The 2,315-nt window shown below is 61.4% G+C and carries 1 protein-coding gene; it reads left to right on the top strand.

Annotation, left to right across the window (positions count from 1 at the left end; translation table 11 throughout):
- The coding region (locus NKH35_RS31385; RefSeq protein WP_352917538.1) for an FAD-dependent oxidoreductase at window positions 1-2,315 on the top strand (2,315 nt) is incomplete at both ends.

The following is a 2,315-nucleotide window of genomic DNA, read 5'->3' as shown; positions in this document are numbered from 1 at the left end:
CCCAATGCATTGGTCGAGCTGCGAACCGGCGCGCGGCAGGAGCCGAACACGCGCGCGACAACGGTCGAGCTGTTCGAGGGACTGGAGGCGCAAAGCCAGAATCGCTGGCCATCGCTCAACTTCGACGCAATGGCCATCACTGACCTGTTGTCCCCGCTTTTCACGGCCGGGTTCTACTACAAGACTTTTATGTGGCCGAAAAGCTTTTGGGAAAAGGTCTACGAGCCCGCAATCCGTAGGGCCGCGGGGCTCGGAAGCATCTCAATGCAGGCCGATCCCGATGCGTATGATAGGGGCTTCTTACATTGCGACTTGCTTGTCATCGGCGGAGGACCGGCCGGACTTGCGGCGGCCCTGACGGCCGCACGGTCGGGCGCCCGTGTCATCTTGGCGGAGGAGGATTTCCGTCTTGGCGGACGGCTCTTGTGCGAGACGGAAACCCTGGGCGAGGTCCGGGTGGCCGACTGGATTTCCGCGCTGGAATCTGAATTCAAAAGCCTCCCGACCGTACAGATAATGAACCGCACCACGGTCTTCGGGGTCTATGACCACGGCATCTACGGTGCGGTGGAAAGGGTCTCGGATCATCTGGCGCAACCAGGTCACCGTGTCCGCCAGACACTTTGGCGCATTACGGCGAAACGCGCTGTCTTGGCTGCAGGCGCAATAGAGCGACCCATCGCCTTTGCGGACAATGACCGTCCTGGCATCATGTTGGCTGGCGCGATGCGGGCGTACGCGAATCGCTGGGAGGCGTGCCCATCCGACAAGATCGCCGTCTTTACTAACAACGAGGACGGTCACCGTACCGCTCGCGATCTCGCCGCCAAGGGCGTCCAGATCGCCGCTGTCATCGACGTACGCCCCGAGGCCAAGGCTCGTGGTGACTACCGTTTGATCGCGGGTGGCTTAGTAACTGGCTCTCGAGGCAGACTTGGCTTGACGTCGATTGAGGTTCAGGCAAACGGCAGGTCCGAACGGATCGATTGCGGCGCGCTTGGGGTCGCGGGGGGCTGGAGCCCGAACGTGCATCTCGCTTCGCACCATGGGGGCAAGCCGGTCTGGCATGAGGAGCTTCTGGCGTTCCTGCCAAGCGTAAACGGGCCCTCTGGCTTGCGTGCGGCAGGCGCTGCTGCGGGGCACTTTTCAACTGCGGCAGCGCTGCGTTCGGGCGCCGAAACGGCGGCATGTGCGTTGGAAGACATCGGGATAGCAGCAAAATCGGCCAGTGTGCCGTGCCCGGCGGAGGAGACATACACCATTGCGCCCGTGTTTCACGTACCGGGCAAGAAACGCTCATGGGTCGATTTCCAAAACGACGTGACGGTGAAGGACATCCAGCTCGCGCATGTTGAGAACATGCGGTCGGTAGAGCATCTGAAACGCTACACTACCTTGGGGATGGCAACGGATCAGGGCAAGACCGCCAATATGATCGGGCTTGCCGTGATGGCGGAACTCACCGGAAGAACAATCCCCGAAACCGGAACTACGGTCTTTCGTCCGCCTTATACTCCCGTGGCGCTGGCGGTCCTGGGAGGTGGCGATATAGGGCAGCACTTCCGCCCGCCTCGTTTGACGCCGACCTATCACTGGGCCGAAGCCCGAGGTGCGGTGTTTGACGAGGCCAGCCCATGGCGGCGAGCCGATTATTTTCGTCGTGAGGGGGAAACGCACTGGCGCATGAGCGTAGATCGCGAAGTCCGAGCCGTGCGTAGCTCAGTGGGCCTTTGTGACGTCTCGACGCTCGGAAAGATCGACGTGCAGGGCAACGATGCGGGAAAGTTTCTTGACAGTTTATACAGCAACTTCATGTCCACGCTGAAGGTCGGCCGCGTCCGCTACGGGCTGATGCTGCGCGAGGACGGCTTTGCCTATGATGATGGCACCTGCGCTCGGCTCGCCGAGGACCACTTTGTTGTTACTACAACGACTACGAATGCGGGCCTGGTCTACCGCAACATGGAGTTCTCGCGGCAATGCCTATGGCCCGACCTCGATGTGCAGCTAATCTCCACGACGGAGGCCTGGGCGCAGATTGCCGTTGCGGGGCCGAGTTCACGCGCACTGCTCACCCGCATCGTGGAAGGGTTCGACCTGTCCAACGAGGCGTTTCCCTTTATGGCCTGCGGGAAGCTGACGGTTTGCGGCGGTCTGCGGGCGCGGCTCTTCCGGATCTCCTTCGTAGGAGAACTTGGCTACGAGATCGCGGTTCCCGCCGCCTACGGGCATGCGCTCATGAAACGGCTGATGGAGGTGGGTGACGATCTGGGAGTGACGCCTTTCGGAGTCGAAGCTCTATCCTTGCTGGGGAT

It is taken from the genome of Mesorhizobium sp. M1143, from assembly GCF_040318435.1.
Taxonomy (GTDB): Bacteria; Pseudomonadota; Alphaproteobacteria; order Rhizobiales; family Rhizobiaceae; genus Mesorhizobium.
This window is presented reverse-complemented; position numbering and strand designations above follow the sequence as displayed.